General features: G+C 46.8%; 12 protein-coding genes. 7 read left to right on the top strand and 5 right to left on the bottom strand.

Annotated features, from left to right (window positions below):
- The first annotated feature begins 38 nt into the window (after nt 1-38).
- The 4 genes from G395_RS0127205 to G395_RS30745 all read left to right on the top strand — a co-directional run bounded on the left by G395_RS0127205 (nt 39) and on the right by G395_RS30745 (nt 4,958).
- Nucleotides 39-2,078 carry a heavy metal translocating P-type ATPase gene (locus tag G395_RS0127205; protein WP_026632878.1) on the top strand — a complete coding sequence of 680 codons (2,040 nt, stop codon included), beginning with the start codon at nt 39-41 and terminating at the stop codon, nt 2,076-2,078.
- Between the two features lie 19 nt (nt 2,079-2,097).
- A complete protein-coding gene (locus G395_RS31460; protein ID WP_051350450.1) occupies nt 2,098-2,418 on the top strand; it encodes a DUF6660 family protein in 321 nt (106 codons plus the stop codon).
- A gap of 44 nt (nt 2,419-2,462) precedes the next feature.
- Nucleotides 2,463-4,433 (top strand): TonB-dependent receptor plug domain-containing protein, encoded by a 1,971-nt coding sequence (locus G395_RS30750; protein ID WP_051350449.1) that lies wholly within the window; start codon nt 2,463-2,465, stop codon nt 4,431-4,433.
- A 168-nt stretch (nt 4,434-4,601) separates the two neighbouring features.
- Complete coding sequence (locus tag G395_RS30745; protein ID WP_035362228.1) at nt 4,602-4,958, top strand: cupin domain-containing protein; 357 nt, start codon at nt 4,602-4,604, stop codon at nt 4,956-4,958.
- A gap of 8 nt (nt 4,959-4,966) precedes the next feature.
- On the opposite strand, the gene G395_RS0127185 is transcribed toward G395_RS30745, so the two are convergent.
- The gene (locus G395_RS0127185) at nt 4,967-5,206 is read right to left on the bottom strand and encodes a hypothetical protein (RefSeq protein ID WP_229204306.1); all 240 of its coding nucleotides are present in this window, start codon (nt 5,204-5,206) and stop codon (nt 4,967-4,969) included.
- A gap of 164 nt (nt 5,207-5,370) precedes the next feature.
- On the opposite strand from G395_RS0127185, the gene G395_RS0127180 reads away from it, so the two are divergent.
- The gene (locus G395_RS0127180) at nt 5,371-5,727 is read left to right on the top strand and encodes a helix-turn-helix domain-containing protein (protein ID WP_026632876.1); all 357 of its coding nucleotides are present in this window, start codon (nt 5,371-5,373) and stop codon (nt 5,725-5,727) included.
- Here G395_RS0127180 and G395_RS0127175 read toward each other — a convergent pair.
- Together G395_RS0127175 and pdxR are read right to left on the bottom strand one after the other, a co-directional pair.
- Nucleotides 5,724-6,938 (bottom strand): MFS transporter, encoded by a 1,215-nt coding sequence (locus G395_RS0127175; RefSeq protein WP_026632875.1) that lies wholly within the window; start codon nt 6,936-6,938, stop codon nt 5,724-5,726. The two genes, G395_RS0127180 and G395_RS0127175, sit on opposite strands and share 4 nt — an antisense overlap.
- A gap of 24 nt (nt 6,939-6,962) precedes the next feature.
- Nucleotides 6,963-8,456 (bottom strand): MocR-like pyridoxine biosynthesis transcription factor PdxR, encoded by a 1,494-nt coding sequence (gene pdxR / locus G395_RS0127170; RefSeq protein WP_026632874.1) that lies wholly within the window; start codon nt 8,454-8,456, stop codon nt 6,963-6,965.
- Between the two features lie 77 nt (nt 8,457-8,533).
- Here pdxR and G395_RS0127165 point away from each other — a divergent pair, with 77 nt between their 5' ends.
- A complete protein-coding gene (locus G395_RS0127165) occupies nt 8,534-9,163 on the top strand; it encodes a pyridoxamine 5'-phosphate oxidase family protein (RefSeq protein ID WP_026632873.1) in 630 nt (209 codons plus the stop codon).
- Between the two features lie 74 nt (nt 9,164-9,237).
- Nucleotides 9,238-9,471: a hypothetical protein gene (locus tag G395_RS0127160; protein WP_035362226.1), complete on the top strand. Its 234-nt coding sequence runs from the start codon at nt 9,238-9,240 to the stop codon at nt 9,469-9,471.
- An 87-nt stretch (nt 9,472-9,558) separates the two neighbouring features.
- On the opposite strand, the gene G395_RS0127155 is transcribed toward G395_RS0127160, so the two are convergent.
- Together G395_RS0127155 and G395_RS0127150 are read right to left on the bottom strand one after the other, a co-directional pair.
- Nucleotides 9,559-13,638 carry an FG-GAP-like repeat-containing protein gene (locus G395_RS0127155; RefSeq protein ID WP_026632871.1) on the bottom strand — a complete coding sequence of 1,360 codons (4,080 nt, stop codon included), beginning with the start codon at nt 13,636-13,638 and terminating at the stop codon, nt 9,559-9,561.
- Between the two features lie 109 nt (nt 13,639-13,747).
- Nucleotides 13,748-15,871: T9SS type A sorting domain-containing protein (locus tag G395_RS0127150; protein WP_026632870.1), on the bottom strand; the 2,124-nt coding region annotated here is incomplete at its 5' end.

Here is a 15,871-nt window from a genome sequence, read left to right as displayed (position 1 = left end):
TGATGTCGATAACGCAAACACCATTTGACTATAATGCAATGAAGATTGAGACAGATAAAAAACATATCCATCAGGATAGCAAGGATTGCTGTTCGGCAGATATGCCGGTTTTAATAAACCATAAAAAGGAACATTCTCACGCAGCACATGACGGGCATGACCACGGGGATAGCGATGATCACGACCACGACCATGATCATAGTCACGACCATGGCAGCGGCTCAGATGCGGGATTGCTGAAAAGCCGCTGGATGCTTTGGGTGAGTCTGGCGATCTTATTCGGTTTTCTTTTTGTCTCGTTCATTTTAAAAGTTGAGGTTGACAGGAATGCAGAGATCGTACTAATGCTGGCTGCATATGTTCTGGCTGGAAATAAAACCATTGCAACTGCCTTCCGGCGCGTGATGCGCGGCGACTTTTTCAATGAATTTACATTAATGACCATTGCGACCATCGGTGCTTTCTATATCGGCGAATTCAGCGAAGGCGTTGCGGTGATGATCTTTTACGAGATTGGAGAATTGTTTCAGGATCTGGCTGTTAGCAGGTCCAAGCGGTCTATTAAGGCGCTTCTGGACATTCGGCCCGAGCAGGTTACCGTCATCCGCGATGGTAAAGATATTCACGTTGCTCCTGGCTCGGTGGCCATTGGCGAGACGATTGTCGTGAAAGCAGGCGAAAAAGTGGCTTTGGATGGCACATTAAAATCGCTTAACGGCACATTCAACACGGCGGCCCTGACCGGCGAATCCGTTCCTGACCAGAAGAGTCAAAATGAAGCTGTTCTGGCGGGAATGATCAACTCGGAGAAATCGGTTGAAGTGGAGGTTACTGCGCTTTTTAAAGATTCAAAACTTTCGCAGATCCTGGAAATGGTGCAGGAAGCGACGGGAAGAAAAGCGCCTACGCAGTTACTGATAAGCCGGTTAGCAAAGATTTATACGCCTATCGTTTTCCTGTTGGCATTGCTGATCATCCTCCTGCCCTACTTTTTTGTAAGCCATTACATTTTTGACCAATGGCTTTATCGCGGCATGGTGTTCCTCGTGATCGCATGCCCTTGTGCGCTGACAATTTCAATTCCGCTGGGCTATTTCGGCGGGATCGGGCTGGCGTCCCGCAATGGGATTCTTGTAAAGGGAGCGAATTTCCTCGATGTCATTACTAAAATTGATACGCTGGTTTCGGACAAAACAGGCACATTGACCAAAGGAGTTTTCAAGGTGCAGAAAGTAGAGACCATACTGAATATCAATGACTTTCTTACCAAAACGGCTTCACTGGAAAGTTATTCCACCCATCCTGTGGCAAAGGCCGTCGTTGCGCATGCTTCCGGTCTCACATTGATTAAACCAACCGACGTGGAAGAGATTTCGGGTCATGGTCTCAAAGGGAGGATCGGCGAAGATTCAGTGCTGGCCGGAAACTTGAAATTGCTGGATAAATTCCAGGTCGCTTACCCCAGTGAGCTGGCCAGCATTGCCGAAACCATTGTCGCAATAGCGATTAACAACTCCTATGCCGGCTACATTACCATTGCCGATGAGATCAAAGAAGATGCGTTGGAGGCGGTGTTGAAATTGAAGAAGCTTGGAATTGAGACGATTATGCTTTCGGGTGACAAGGAGGCGGTTGTCTCGCATATCGCCGGACAATTGCAAATCGGGCGAAGTTATGGAAACTTGCTGCCCGAGGACAAGGTCCGGATTGTGGAGCAGCTCAAAGCGGAGGGCAGGCACATTGCCTTTGCGGGCGACGGCGTGAATGATGCGCCTGTCATCGCGCTGGCTGATGTGGGCATTGCGATGGGCGCTTTGGGCTCAGATGTGGCAATTGAGACGGCCGACATTGTGATCCAGAACGATCAGCCTGTAAAAATTGCTTCCGCGATCAAAGTCGGGAAGATTACCAAAAGCATTGTATATCAAAACATTTCGGCCGCAATGGGCGTCAAAGTGCTCGTTATGATCCTCGGCGCCGGAGGAATTGCAACATTATGGGAAGCGGTTTTTGCAGATGTTGGCGTAGCTTTGCTGGCGATCCTGAACGCTTTTAGAATACAGGGAAAGAAAATTTAGGTAAAAAAAAACACATCCAATGAAGTTTCTGGCCATCATACTGTCTTCCTATATGCTCCTGCTGGCGCTGCTTCCGTGCGGCGATGAGGTGGAATGCATGGACGACGACCGGTATGAAACGGCTTTCAACAATAACACGCAGCAGGATCACGAAAATCACTCGGAAAATTGCTCGCCATTCTGCATTTGCGCGTGCTGCGGGCAGGTTTTGAATGTGTTATCAACGCCATATTTTGCATTGCAACCCCAATTCCAGACTGCATTTCACAGCGCTTTCTACAAAGATCCCTATTTCGAAATAATCCCCATTGCCATCTGGCAGCCCCCCAAGCTGGTTTAAATCAGAAATAGCATTCTATTTTTTACTTTGATTTAAATCTCACAATGCAGAAATTTTTCTTGCTTGTGCTGGTTGTGCTATACGCCATCCAAATTCAGGCACAAGATAAAACCGATACAACGTCTGTTTACCAAACAGACAAAACCCAGGAAATGGAGGAAGTCACTATCTCCTCCACCCGCAGCTCTCGCACAATCCGCGACATTCCTACCCGCGTGGAATTCATTGCCGGCGAGGAACTGGACGAGAAAGCAAACATGAAACCAGGCGACATCCGCATGGTGCTCAGCGAAAGCACGGGCATTCAGGTGCAGACCACTTCGGCCACAAGCGCCAACGCCAGCATTCGTATTCAAGGCCTGGACGGGCGTTATACACAGATTTTGAAAGATGGCTTCCCGCTTTATTCAGGCGCTTCGAGTGGGTTGGGTTTGCTGCAAATTCCACCGCTCGATCTCAAACAAGTGGAGGTGATCAAAGGAGCGGCATCTACATTATACGGAGGCGGCGCGATTGCTGGTCTCGTCAACCTGATCTCGAAAACGCCCAAGGACGAGCAGGAACTGAGATTTCATTTGAACGGGACAAGCGCAGGAGGCTTTGACGCCAATGGTTTTTATTCCAAGAAATTCGGTAAAACAGGTGCCACCTTCTTCGCTGCGCATAATCGCAATGCAGCCTATGATCCTTCCGGAAATGACCTCTCAGCCATTCCGAAATTTGAGCGCTTTACATTCAATCCCCGTTTTTTTGTGTATCCCAATCAGAATACAACGATCAGTCTGGGCGTGAACACGGCATTTGAAAACCGCATTGGCGGGGATATGCATTTGATCAAAAACCAAAATGAACCGGGTCACACCTATTTCGAAAAAAACAAAACGGAGCGCATCAGCACGCAGTTTTTGTTCGATCGCATCTTTGGAAACCACGAGCATTTTATCGTAAAAAACAGCGTCAGTTATTTCAACCGAAAGCTTACGACGCCCGGCTACACATTCGACGGAACGCAATATTCGACATTCACGGAAGCGTCCTATGCCAATCATGGTGAAAAACTGGAATGGATCGCGGGAGCCAATTTGTGGACGGACCAGTTTAAAGAAAAGATGCCTGTTAATGGCCCAAAACGCGACTATAACCTCAACACATTCGGCGCATTTGCACAAAATACCTGGAAAGCAACTGAATGGATGCACGTGGAAACCGGTTTGCGCGCCGATTACGTGATGGATTACGGTCTGGCTTTTCTGCCCAGGATTTCGGCGTTACTGAAATTTTCGCCTGCATTTACTTCCCGGATCGGTGGCGGCATGGGTTATAAAGCGCCCACAATTTTCACGGAAGAGAGCGAGCGGATTCAGTATCAGCATGTTTCAGGAATTGATAAAGACAGAAATCGCCTCGAACACAGTTATGGCGGAAACTGGGATCTGAATTACCAGACAATGCTATTCAATGACCAATTGAGCCTGAGCATCAACCAGTTATTCTTTTACACTTACATTAACAAGCCCCTTATTCTGAAACCGGACCGCGACGGAGGATATCTGTTTCAGAACATTAACGGGCACATCGATACGCGCGGAATGGAGACAAATTTGAAATTGGGTTACAGCGATTTCAAACTGTTTCTCGGCTACACCTATACGGACGCCAGAATTTCAGAAAACGGCCTTCATCAGCAGAATTTCCTGACGCCCAAACACAGGATTAACTCTGTGTTGTTTTATGAAGTAGAGGAAAAATGGAAGGCCGGACTGGAAGCTTATTATTTTAGTAAACAAAAACTAAGCGACGGCAAAACCGGCAAAGACTATGTCATCCTCGGTTTCATGGTGGAACGACTGTGGGAGCGGTTTTCCATCTACATTAATTTTGAAAATTTCCTCGACGCACGGCAAACGCGCTTCGACAGCATTAACTCAGGATCAATCACTAATCCCGTTTTCCGCGACATTTACGCACCATTAGACGGTTTTGTATTCAACGGCGGCATTAAGATTAATTTGTAAAAAAACTGGAAAAGGAGTTGGCGATCCGCTCCTTTTCCTGGTTTTTTACAAATGCCTTTTACATGATCCTAAGAAGAGAATTAGAGTAATTTTTTGACCAAAAACCCTTTTCTCAATTCCAAAAGAACATAAAAGTCAATCAACGATTAACCAAAACCGCGAGGAACGATGTCCAGAACCGATGCATTATCCCCTGAACAACTTCGGGAAGAACTAGTAGAAAACACGCAGAACCAAGCCGTTGGTGACACTTTGCTTTTCGAGAATGATAAAGTCAAAGTATGGCACATCAGCCTGCAACCTGGCGAGCGCATCCATTATCATCGTCATAACTACGATTATTTCTGGACGGTTTTACAGGATGGTCAGGGCGTTTCCAACCAGGAGGACGGCAGCCAGGTAAGTTTTACATTCAAAAAAGGGCAAACCTCTTTTCAAAATATCATTGAGCAGGGCAGCTCCATTCATGATCTAAAAAATACCGGCACCGGCATTCTGGAATTCATTACTACGGAATTAAAGTAACGGTTAGGTCACACAACGTTAACCGGCTTAATGCCTGCAATTTTTTCAAGCGCAACAGTCACGCGCTCAATGCGGTCGACATTGCCGCGACTACTGTCCGACACTGCCTGGGCGACGGAGGTTAAATAATCTCCGCCCAGCTTGGTGTTAAAGAAGGGATCGCGGGAGGCTAACACGCCGCGCCAATTTTTACCAACAACATTTCTTGACTTGATGAACCGGAGGAGCAGGCGCTCTTTGATTGTCATACAACCGTACTCTTTCACCCTGGTCTGGTGTTTTTCCATTTGATACAGCGATAATGTGTGAGAGTATACTTGCTTTTTTGTAATTTGTGCGTTACTGAAAGCGATATACAAAAGTACAATAAAAATATATTATTATCAAATAAACTGCACTAAATTCTAAATAAATGATTAGTATTGGCCAAAGAATAAAGCAGGGTCGCGAAAAATTGGGTTTGAGCCAGGAACAGCTGGCGCTAATTATGGCGAAAAAAGGAAAGGGAACGATTTCAAATTGGGAAACAAATAAGAACGAACCCTCCATTGCTGAATTCAAAAAACTGGCAGAACTATTCAGCACAACCGCGGCCTACCTCATCGGTGAAAGCCCGCAGTTTGAAGAGCCTCAGGAAAATTATGTGATGGTGAAAAAAGACGATCTGATCGAACTGCAAAAGAAGGCCCTGGAACGGGAAGCTGAGAAAAATAAAGAATTGCTCGACCTATTGGAACAAGCACGGAAATCAGAAGAAAATGAGGCTTAACCCAGCCTCATTTTTTCTTGAAAAAGCGTTTTAAACCCTGCTGCGCACACAAGGCTGAGAAAAATCAATGCAATCCACAAAACATTATAGCCCCAATGTGCCGCAATGTACGCACCGGCTGCCGGGCCGATGATCTGCGCAACCGACTGGGAAACGGAATAGGCGGCGGAGTATTTCCCTCTGTTAAATTCCGAAGCGCGGGCGAGCACGAAAGTGCTGATATAAGGCAATGCGAGCATTTCCCCAATCGTAAAAAACAGCACCGCAGCCCCCGCCAGAATGATCGGCTTAATCACCGGAACGACCAACATACTGAAAGCCAATGCACTAAATAACGTTCCAGCGATCATATAGTATGAATCCGGACGGCGGTTTGCCAGATTCTGGATCAAGACCATTTCAAAGAGCGCAATAACGAGCCCGTTCATTCCCAGCAAGATGCCGATCGTTGCTTCATGAATGTGCATCTGTTCTTTCCAATACACCGGCACCAGCCTGAATAACAGCACAAAGCAGATCATATACAGCATTACAATCACCATAAAGCGGACAAACAGCATGTCTTTCCACGGCGATTGCCCCGATTTGGTATTGCTATCTTCACGACTAACAGACCGAACCAATGTTGCATTCGGGAGCAAAAACAGGATTAATACGCCAGCCATTGCATACACGATTCCGTCTACCCAAAACAGCAAGCTGTAATTAACGGCGGCCAGGATTCCGCCCACAGAAGTGCCGAAACCAAAGCCAATGTTTGTCGCAAGCCGGTTCAATGCATAAGACCGTGTAAGATTTTCCGGCGAAGAATAAGCGGCAACCGCCGTGCTGTTCGCAGGTTTAAAAGCCTCGACGAAGAAGCTAAGCAATACAATCAGAAAACAAAGCCCAGTAAAATTGGTCACCATTCCAAACAGAACGAATAGTATTCCGCTGATAATGAGGCAAATTATTTGCACAGGCCGGAAACCCCAGATGTCGGTCAGGTAACCACCCGCCATGCCACCAAGAACAGATCCGGCACCAAACAATGTGATGATCAAACCTGCATCCGCGATGCTCCTGTTCAGGCTTTGCGTAATGTACATACTCATGAAGGGCACCGCCATATAGCCGCAGCGATTTACCAGAATAACGAGACTCAGCAACCAGGTTTCCCTGCTTAATCCGCTAAATGAGACGCGATAACTTTCAATGATCTTATTCAGCATACTTTATTTTCAAGGCTAATTGGCTCACAAATTTCCCAATAAATTCCTGACTATCTCAACACTTTCTTCCAATTCCTGGGCATTCGAAGAGGCAAAACCGAGCCGTATAGCGCTGCCCGGTGGCTCGTCGTAAGCATTTCCTGCGGGAATCCCCGAGCTCCCATTGGACATATACAAATCTTTTTGCAGGGCTTTTTCCGCAAGTTTCGCAAGATTAATGTTGGGATCAAACTGCGTCCAGACCGCCATACCGCCATCGGGAACCTGGAATGTTACGTGATCGCCGAGCTGGCTCCGCAGCAGTTCACAAAACAAGTCCCTGCGCTGCTTATATATCCGCACCGACTTGCGTAAATGCCTTTGAATGACGCCTGTGTGCAGCAATTCTGCGATGGCATTTTCGAGCATCTGGTCCCCCTGCCGGTCGATGATCCGCCTCAATTTGGCCAGGTAAGAGATCACATCCGCCGGCCCGACCAGATAACCGATGCGGAAAGCGGGTGAAATTGTTTTGGTAAAAGATCCGCAATACATAACCATTCCTGCCGGATCCGCCCCTGCAAGCGGCATGAGTGGCTTGCTTAAATAATGAAAATCGCAATCATAATCATCCTCAAATAAGATAAAACCATATTGCTCTGCCAGTTTCAAAAGATTAAGCCGCCGGTCGGCACGAAGCGCGACGGTGGTGGGATAATGGTGATGTGAAGTCACATAAACCAACCTGATCTTCTGTTTCTGACACATTTGTTCCAATGCGGCCACATCTATCCCGTATTCATCCGCAGGCAGCCGCAGCACATTCGCACCGGCCTGCGTAAAATTCATATTAGCGCCAAACCACCCCGGTGCGGAAACCACCACATTGTCACCGGGATCCAGCAGGGCCGTACTCACGAGATACAAACCCATGATCACTCCCCGGACGATCAATATGTTGTCGGGTAAGGTTTTCATCCCACGCGTCTCATTGAGGTAGGCAGAAAGTTCTTCCCTGAGCCAGGAAGCGCCTTTTGTGTCACCATAACCCAACCTTGCATACGGATTTGCGCCCAATAGCTGACTCCGGTAAGCCCTCGACAAATCGTCCAGCGGTGCAAGCCGGGGATCCGGAAAACCATCATCCAAATGCAAGCGTGTGCTATTGCGAAGGACAGCCCGGTCGAGATGCGGTGCCTGCTTGAAATGAAAACCGGCTTTCGAAGCGGGCATAATCGCCTTTTCCGCATGCATGTCCTTTTTGGCTGATTGGATTTCGGGCAAATGTTTGGCTACGAATGTTCCGTTCCCGGTGTGGCTTTCCAGCCAGCCCTGAGCCAACAATTCGTCGTACGCCTGCACAACGGTTCGTCGGTGCACCTTCAATAATGTTGCCAATTGCCTGGTACTAAGCAATCTGTAACCCGTTTGCAATGTTCCGTTACGGATCAGCGCCATGAGTTGGTTGGCAATTTGAAGATATACGGGCTGCTTGCTGCCCTTTTCTACATGCAGCAAAGTGGAGAGAACCTGCACCATAATTGGACCACTTAATTTCTAAATATTGGACTCTTTCGAGCAGCCAATTTCAGCATATTTTTGTAAAAAACAAACACATGAGCACTCCTCCATCCCATCTTTTACCCAGCAGATTACCCAAAAGATCCACTTCCGACAATGAGGTGATCTACGCCATTCTCGATGAAGCATTATTCTGTACGATCAGTTATTCCGTTGACAATCGCCCCTTTTCTATTCCAACTGCCTTTGTGCGCTATGAGGATAAAATTTACATTCACGGCTCAGTAGGCAGTCATTTTATCAGGGAAATCGAGAAAGGAATTCCGGTTTGCATTACCGTTATGCTTACCGACGCGCTCGTTGTGGCGAAGTCTGCGTTCAGTCATTCTGTCAACTACCGGTCGGTTATTATATTTTCAAATGCCGACAAAGTGGAGGATTGGGATACGAAAAAGGCTGCTTTTGAATGGCTTACGACCAAGATCGTTCCGGACAGCTGGGATTATCTCCGTCCGATGAAGGACAGCGAAGTCAGGAAAACAACTGCATTGGCATTCTCATTGGAAGAAGCCTGTGCCAAAACGCGGTCGGGCATGCCTAAGGACGAAGAGGAGGATTTGGAGCTTCCGATCTGGTCGGGCCTCATTCCCATCCAGACAAAATATCTCGCGCCGGTCGCGGACGAACTGAGCCAGAACCTACCGTTGCCAAAACATTTGGCTTAACCCATGCAACCTTGGGCAAAATTTGCGCATCTTTCGGTCAGATTGATACCAGATGAACCCAAACATTGCAAACCATGACAGGAAAGGAAATTTTTGACCGTTGCCAGTTGGCTGCCCTAAAAAACGGACTAGGTTCCCAGGAATTTCATTACGGGAATGTTTTATACCAAGCGCTCCAATTGGAAGGAGAAGAAAAAGTCTTTGAACTCCTGGAACAGGCTGAAAACACCGGGAAACGAGTTGGTTTGGGCTATTCTTCGGACAGCTTTCAAAATTCGAACGATCCGGATATGGCAATTTTGGTTTGATTCGAGCATTTGCTCCCTCATATTAAGAACAGAAAAATCCTCCTGAAACCAGAAGGATTTTCTTTTCACATTCACCAAACAATACACTTATTTTTCAATCACTACTTTTCGCGTACTCACGGAACCATCCGCATGCGTGATCAATAAAATATAATTCCCCGCCGCAACATTCCGGACATCAATTTCCGTAACCGGAGCCAAAGAGCGATAAACCGACCGGCCTGTAACCGTCAACATTTGAATACTTTTTATCTTATCAAAATCATCTGACTTCAACATTAACCGATCCGATGCCGGATTAGGATATACGTAGACCAATTCTCCTTCCTTTTCAGCCATCGTCTCCCCGACCTTTCTCCTTACCGTCTCCGACATATTATCCACAACATTCTCCGGAACCGGCGCAATGCTGTTGCCCAAAAGGTAGGCAGGCAAATAACGCCACGGACCATAAAGCTGGCCGGTCAATGCTAACGCCGGATCATATTTCACCCGCACGCGCACCTTGGTTGAAGTCCCTTGCTTGGCAATCACACTTTTCATCTCAACCCCCGTCAACCCCAAACTTGCATAACCAATCCAAGAACCCGTTGACATCGTGCTATTCGTTATCACATTATTCGCCCCCTTAGAAAACCCTTGGCCCTTAGCCTTTGTTTCCCACACGAGTTTCCCTTTGTTTCTACCAAGAAAAGACTTAGCAAAAAATCCTACGCCGAAGTTGTTTTTGGCTTTTTGAGATTGGTTGATGGGGGTTGTGAGGTCGGAGTTGTAGATGCGTAGGTTGTTTTGGAGGCCACCTGTTTTGTCGCCGTAGAAAACGAATGCAACCCCGCGTTTATTCATAGTTGGAGCCCCCACAATGATATCACTAAAACCATCACCATTTACATCTCCGGCTGATGCGACTGACTGACCCAAATCTGAAAATGGCAAATTGCTTTCAAAGTTTTCCATTCCAGTTTTTTGGATTCCGACCGGTGATCCTTTGAAGATAAAAAAAGCTCCCTCCGATGTCTGGCCAGTATTAAAATAAGGTGCACCAATTAGTACGTCACTGTACCCGTCACCATTTATGTCACCTGCATTAGATACAGAAACTCCGAAGTAAGCGTTTTCTTTGTCAACTTCTAGAATCGTGACTGGCACATTATTAATTCCACCAGCAGACCCATGGTAAATAAATGCTGCACCTTCACTATTTTGCCCGTTACTGTAAGTCTCGGCGCCGACTATGACGTCACCAAATCCATCACCGTTGACATCTCCGGCACTTGAAACCGATTGACCCATGAAAGCATCATCTTGATCACAACTTAATGTCACTGCCGCCTTAGACTGGATTCCTATCGATGAGCCATGAAATACAAACGCGGCACCTTTTCCACCGCCATAGAAGTTAGCGCCTACAATGATGTCTCCAAAGCCATCCCCGTTTACATCACCAGCGGCTGCTACGGCATGCCCCATGTATATTTCCTTTGCATCCCCTTCCAAGACCGCATCGGGATTTGGTGACATTCCGTTGGCAGATCCATAATACACAAACGCCGCGCCTTCATTTAACTGTCCATTTGAATAAAGTATACTACCCACGATGACATCATCATAGCCATCTCCGTTTACATCGTTGGCATTTGCAACCGAATGGCCCATCGTGGCAAAATCTTGATTGCACTCTAAAATAATGGATGGAGAAGAAGTAATACCATTAGCAGAACCATGAAAAATATATGCAGCGCCTTCGAAATTCTCATCGTTTGTATATCCGATAGCGCCAATGATAACATCACCATAGCCATCTCCATTCACATCGCCAGCCTTCGAAACAGAATATCCAAATTCTGACTGGACCCGGTTGTTTTCCAGGATTATAGCTTTTGATACATCAATTCCAATAAAGGACCCATAAAAAATGAAAGCGCCTCCCTCATTGTAGTCTCCATGATCATAGTACCTGGCTCCGACAATGACATCGCTGAAACCGTCGCTGTTAATATCACCAGCAGAACCAACAGAAAAACCGAGATAAGAAGTCGCTTGATCAGTTAATATCTTTGACGATGGCAAAGAGACGCCCTCGTCCGCCATCCCCATCCAAACAAACGCCACCCCCTCATCCACTTGCCCCTTATCAAAGCTATACGCCCCAATCACAATGTCGCTGTATCCATCGCCATTAACATCCCCGGCGCTGGCTACTCCGGTGGCGCTTCCCAGGAAGGCTTCGGCTTGGTCGCCTTCGAAAGTACTAAAAGGTGTGTTTTGGATTCCTGTCTGAGAGCCCAGGTGCAGGAAGACGGCGCCTTCATTGGTTTGGCCCTTATCGTATCTGGGTGCTGTTAATAGCAGGTCGCTAAAACCATCGCCATTTACGTCCCCGGCATTGGTAACGGCCGCGCCCAGTTGGGCAGCTCCTTGATTGGAGTAAATGATCGATGCAGGAGCGATAATGACGCCATTGGCTGAACCTTTATAAATGAAGGCAGCGCCCTCATCGCCAAAATTTTTGTCATAAGCACTTGCCCCGACCACCAGATCGCTGTAACCGTCGCCATTGATGTCTCCCGCTCCTGAGACCGATATGCCGAATTGTGCGTTGGTCTGGTTGCCTTCTAAAATTGTATTTGCATTGTTGCTAATGCCAAGGGCCGAACCGTGATAGATCAATGCAATCCCTTCGTTTGTATGGCCTTTGTCAAATGCATAGGAGCCGATTACGATGTCACTGTATCCATCTCCATTTATGTCTCCGGCCCCAGCCGTTGCGTGGCCGAACTGGCCGCTGGCTTGATTGCCTTCCAGGGTCATGGCTGCGATCGGGTTAATGCCGTTTGCCGAGCCCTGAAAAATAAAAGCAGCGCCTTCGTCTGCTTGCCCTCCGTTTTCGAATAATGGTGCGCCAATTAATAGGTCGCTGTAACCGTCCGCGTTAACATCACCAGCAAGCAATACGGACTTTCCGAAACTAGCATCGGCCTGATTGCTTTGCAAAACAGTAGCATTTACGACGATCCCATTGGCTGAGCCGTGGTAGACAAAGGCCGCACCTTCATTGGTTTGCCCCTTGTCGTAGTAACGGGCGCCGATTACGATGTCGCTGTAACCGTCCTTGTTCACATCGCCGGCAGTGGAGACGGAATATCCATATTGCGCTTCGTTCTGGTTGCCTTCCAGGATTAACGCGGGGTTCGCAACCGGGCCGCTTGCTGAACCATGATAGATAAATACAACGCCTTCATTCGTATGGCCTTTGTCAAACATCGGCGCGCCAACCAGCAAATCGCTGTACCCGTCGCCGTTTATATCCCCCGCGCTGGAAACGGCATAGCCCATCCACGCGCCAGCCTGGTTGCTTTCGAATGCGGCACTGGCATTCGCTGGATTCCCATTGACAACAATCGGGTCAATGGTGACCGGATAAGTCGCATCTTCCACTGCCACGCTCAGCAATACCAAGTCATTTTTATAGCTTAATGTTGCAGGCAAGGTATCGCCGTCTGCATCCCAGCATTTAATATCTTTATAAATCAAACTGCTTACAACCTCGCCTTTCTTGTTGTCGGCATAAAATTGCAGCTGGTTATTTTGAAGATCTTTGACTTTTAAGCCTTTGGCGGATAGCTTTACTTGAAGTTCTTTTGCCGTTTTCGGTGCGGAACTGATGATGAAGTTCTGGCGTACGCCTTCCTCGTTGTTTATAAACTCTTCGGTAAAGCCGTGATGCCTGATCTGTAATTTGTTATCTGCGTGGTGAAGCGCTGCATCAGTTTGCGGCCCAAGAATTTTTTGACCGTCTGCGTAAATGCCTTCATTGACGAGTTTGAAAGAAAAGTTATGGCCTGCCGAATCAACCCGGTTGTTCACCGTCAGCTCGCCTGGTTTATAATAGGCACGCAGGCCTTGCTTGCGGTTCGGGCTTTGTAGCGATTTTTTTTCGTCGTCAAAAGAAATGTTGTATTCCCGTTTTGCCAGGCTTTGTTGAATGTTGCTGACGGTGCTGTCGTGGACGACACTGCTTTGTTGATGAGAACCATTCAACTTAACGCTTTTAGTTCTATCCGAAACGGTTTTGCTCAATGTTAGCCGCTGTGTTTTTAATACATAAGCGATTACCAACAGTGAGAATAAAACAAAATAAAGGCCCTTTTTGTAGTGCTGTTTCATATTCTGAATTTTAGGGTTTTTATAAAATTTGTAGTAGACAGTAAGTACCCTGTTCCCAAAGGCAGGCGTAAACATAAAAATCATGTATGGCTACTTACCAAAAAATAAGTCACTTCTCAATCACCACTTTGCGCGTACTCACGGAACCGTCGTCATGCGTAATCAACAAAATATAACTCCCCGCCGCAACATTCCGGACATCAATATCCGTAACCCGAGTCAAAGAGCGATAAACCGACCGGCCTGTAACCGTCAACATTTGAACACTTTTTATCTTCTCCAAATCACCCGACTTCAATATTATCCGATCAGATGCCGGATTAGGATATACGTAAACTAATTCACCTTCCTTTTCAGCCATCGTATCCTCCACTTTCCTCCTTACCGTCTCCGACATATCATCCACAACATTCTCCGGAACCGGCGCAGTGCTGTTGCCCAAAAGGTAAGAAGGCAAATAACGCCACGGACCATAAAGCTGGCCGGTCAGCGCCAACGCCGGATCATATTTCACCCGCACGCGCACTTTGGTTGAAGTCCCTTGCTTGGCAATCACACTTTTCATCTCAACCCCCGTCAACCCCAAACTCGCATAACCAATCCAAGAGCCCGACGACATCGTGCTATTCGTTATCACATTATTCGCCCCTTTCGAAAATCCCTGGCCCTTAGCCTTTGTTTCCCACACGAGTTTCCCTTTGTTTCTACCAAGAAAAGATTTTGCAAAAAATCCTACGCCGAAGTTGTTTTTGGCTTTTTGGGATTGGTTGATGGGGGTTGTAAGGTCGGAGTTGTAGAGGCGTAGGTTGTTTTGAAGGCAAAAGCCAGTATTTCCATATGCTACAAAACCTGCCCCTCCATTAAAATAGGGTGCACCAACGATTATATCACTGTAACCATCTCTGTTAAGATCTCCTACACTAGCAACTGATTGTCCAAAACACGCATTTTCTTCAAAGACTTCAAGTGATGAAAAAGGATTCTGAATTATACCTGTACTGCTACCGCCAAATACATATACTTTCCCCGTATGTTTTTTAATAATGACATTGTTGGAATTAATTTCCCTATACCCCTGTGACGCTCCGATGATAACGTCACTATAGCCATCACCATTTACATCACCTGCCCCTGCAACAGATTCTCCCATTCTAGCATCTTTTTGGTCTCTCTGTAGGGCTTGCACGTTATTTTTCGTTGGTCCAGAGGACGATCCATAATACAAGAAAGCCGCGCCCTCTTGATCTGTGCCATTATTCCACTGAGGTGCACCCACTACGATATCAGGATAACCATCAGCATTTACATCGCCGATGCCGGCAACTGACCATCCAAAATTAGCCTCTGCCTGATCAATTTCTAGGACATATCTTGATCCACTATTGAGGCCACTAATGCTTCCATAATAAACGTGTACAGACCCTTCCCAGGCTTCATCATTTGAATAGTATGGTAGACCAACAAGAACATCGCTAAATCCATCTGAATTAATGTCTCCTGCATTGGCGACTGAATATCCCATATATGCAGCATCCTGATTGCCTTCGAGTTTTACCAAGGCTTGTGGGTTAATTCCATTCACCGAACCCATGTATAACAATGCAGCACCTTCGTTAAATTGTCCGTTATCATATGCTTCGGCACCAACAATGACATCGCCAAAGCCATCGCCATTTACATCGCCTGCGGATGAGGCAGAACGTCCCATTAAAGCATTTGGTTGATTACTTTGTAGAATTGTAAATTTATTCTTATCAACTCCATCGGTCGAGCCATAATATACGAAAGCTCCTCCTTCAAACTGCTCGCCATTACTGTAAAAAATCGCTCCTACAATGATGTCACCATAGCCGTCGCCATTTACATCTCCCGCAGAAGAAACAGATTTGCCCATTGCAGCATTGGCTTGATTGCTTTCCAACATTACAGATGCTATGTCGCCTATTCCTTTGGAAGATCCGTAATATACAAATGCAACACCCTCATCCGATTGCCCATTATCGTAATCTGGGGCTCCGACGATCACATCGTCAAAGCCGTCGCCATTAATATCACCCGCACCAGAAACGGACCAAGCCATTAAGCTTGCTGCCTGATTTACGTCCAAGGATACGGACGAGGTCAAATCTAAATTAGCAGCCATCCCCATCCAAACAAACGCCGCCCCTTCATCCACTTGCCCCTTATCAAAGCTATAAGCCCCAATCACAATGTCGCTGTATCCATCGCCATT

The organism is Dyadobacter alkalitolerans DSM 23607, assembly GCF_000428845.1.
In the GTDB taxonomy this organism is placed as follows: domain Bacteria; phylum Bacteroidota; class Bacteroidia; order Cytophagales; family Spirosomataceae; genus Dyadobacter; species Dyadobacter alkalitolerans.
Note: the sequence above shows the minus strand (reverse complement) of the source record. Positions and strands in the feature narration are given on the sequence as shown.